General features: G+C 65.3%; 2 protein-coding genes. Both read left to right on the forward strand.

Annotated features, from left to right (window positions below; all coding sequences use genetic code 11):
- Positions 1-111 precede the first annotated feature (111 nt).
- A complete protein-coding gene (locus tag Q2M23_RS43400; protein ID WP_316399488.1) occupies positions 112-972 on the forward strand; it encodes a tyrosine-type recombinase/integrase in 861 nt (286 codons plus the stop codon).
- Between the two features lie 9 nt (positions 973-981).
- A complete protein-coding gene (locus Q2M23_RS43405; RefSeq protein WP_316399489.1) occupies positions 982-2,175 on the forward strand; it encodes an IS91 family transposase in 1,194 nt (397 codons plus the stop codon).
- Positions 2,176-2,533 lie beyond the last annotated feature (358 nt).

The following is a 2,533-nucleotide window of genomic DNA, read 5'->3' on the forward strand; positions in this document are numbered from 1 at the left end:
GGATTGAACGAAGCCGCTTACGCGGCAATTGAGGAGGGATCGCAAGATCGGGCTCCTGTCTGAGAGGATTGCGGGTTTTCGAAGCCCAACCCTTCAGACAGGAGTTTTCCAATGGCTGAGATCAGTCCTCTTCGCCGCCGCATGATCGAGGACATGACGGTCCGCAATCTGTCGCCGGCGACGCAACGATCCTACCTTGCCGCGGTATCGAAGTTGAGCCGGTATTTCGGTCGGTCCCCCGATTGTCTCGAGCTGGAGGATATCCGCGCCTTCCAGGTCCACTTGGTGGCGATCGGGATATCCTGGCCGGCGCTCAATCAGATCGTCTGTGCGCTGCGGTTTTTCTACGGTGTGACGCTCGGCCATGACGCCATTCCGGAGCGCATCAGCTATGCGCGCCAGCCGAGCAAACTGCCGGTGGTGCTGAGCGCCGACGAGGTCGTGCGCTTCCTCGAAGCAATCCCAAGCCTCAAGAGCCGCACCGCGCTGACGACGGTCTATGCCGCCGGACTGCGCGTGTCGGAGGTGGTTCTGTTGAAGATTGCCGACATCGACAGCCAGCGGATGGTAATCCGGGTCGAGCAAGGCAAGGGCGGCAAGGACCGTTACGTCATGCTCTCCCCACAGCTGTTGCGGATTCTGCGCAGCTATTGGCGGTTGGCTCGACCACAGCGCTGGCTGTTCCCCGGCCGTGACGAGGACCGGCCGCTCGATCCCACCGTATTGCATGCCGCCTGCCGTTCGGCCCGGTTGGCGGCCAGCCTGAGCAAACAGGTGACGGTCCACACGCTGCGGCACAGCTTCGCGACGCATCTGCTGGAGAACGGGGCCGACGTGCGCATCATCCAGGTGCTGCTCGGCCACGCCAGCCTGGCCAGCACGGCGCGCTACACCCAGGTCGCCACCAAGACCATCAGCAACACGCCAAGTCCGCTTGACCGGCTCCGCCTGGAGGTCGCGCCGCCCGGCTGAGCGGGCACCATGGCTCCGGTTCTGGAGGTGGCGGACGTCTTCCGCCGCCACGGCGAAGCGTTTCGGCAGGCCCGTGCCGGGCATCTCGGCCGCGTCGAGCGGCGCGTCATGGGCGCCATCACGGCGTGCCGGACGGCGGCGCTCGGCGGTCACCTCGAGCAGTGCGATGATTGCGGCAACATGCGCATCGCCTACAACTCCTGCCGCAACCGCCATTGCCCGAAGTGCCAGGGGCTGGCGCGCGCCGAATGGCTCGCGCATCGACAGGCCGAACTGTTGCCGGCGCCGTACTTCCACGTCGTCTTCACGCTGCCGACGCTGGCGGGCGAGATCGCCTTCCAGAACAAGGCCGCCGTCTATGCGATCCTGTTCCGCGCCGCCGCTGAGACGCTCACCACCATCGCCGCCGATCCCAGGCATCTGGGCGCGCAAATCGGCGTCACCGCGGTGCTCCATACCTGGGGTCAGACCTTGCAGCACCATCCGCACATTCATTGCGTGGTGCCAGGCGGCGGCCCCTCGCTCGACGGTACGCGCTGGATCGCTTGCCGCCCCGGCTTCTTCCTGCCGGTGCGCGTGCTCTCGCGCCTGTTCCGCAAACTATTCCTGCAGAACCTGCAGGATGCCTTCGACGCCGGCGAGCTGCGCTTCTTCGGCAACCTCGCCGGTCTTGCCGGGCCCACGGCCTTCGCCACCGGGCTCGACCAACTCAGGCGCATGGAATGGGTCGTCTATGCCAAGCCGCCGTTCGGTGGCCCCGAGCAGGTGCTGGCCTATCTCGGCCGCTACACCCACCGCGTCGCCATCGCCAACAGCCGGCTGGTCTCGCTCTCCGACGGCAAGGTCCGCTTCGCCTGGAAGGACTATCGCCAGGACAGCAAGACCAAGGTGATGACGCTCGATGCCGACGAGTTCATCCGCCGTTTCCTGCTGCATGCCCTGCCGGACGGCTTCCATCGCATTCGCTACTACGGCTTTCTCGCCAATGGCGGACGCGGCGACAACGTCGCCCGCTGCCGCCGGCTGCTCGATGCCCATCAGGCGGCGGCTGATCCCGAGCTGGCGACCGGTCACACCAAAAGCGATCGACAGAGCAACGGCTGTGACTTCCGCATCTGCCCCGATTGCGGCGGCACCATGCGGCGGATCGCAGCCGTGCCGCGCTCCTCCACCCATCAGCCGTTCCACTGTGATACGTCATGATCTCATCGCTGCCTGTTATGATCGTCACCGCCGCCGAGCATGCTGCGCAAGCTGTCGCCACCCGGACAGCTATGCCGATCGACTGCCGCAATCCCGACTGCAGAACTGGCCGACCCATCAAACTGAAGTCCTTCTCGCGCCCAGCACCCGATCCGCGAGGTCGTCCTTGCCAAAATAACTCTTCGCAGCAGTTACCCAGCTGTCGTCAAAATTGCCTCGCCGGCACGCCATCGCCACTATCCCCATAGTGCCCAAACAACCGCGGCTTCGTTCAATCCGGCTTCTATGAGGTCGCGCTCACCCCTGCGACCCGCGGCCCGGCTTAGCCCTGCGACCTCACAGAACCCTCAAGATTCCC

The organism is Bradyrhizobium sp. 33ap4, from assembly GCF_032654765.1.
Lineage (GTDB): Bacteria > Pseudomonadota > Alphaproteobacteria > Rhizobiales > Xanthobacteraceae > Bradyrhizobium > Bradyrhizobium australafricanum.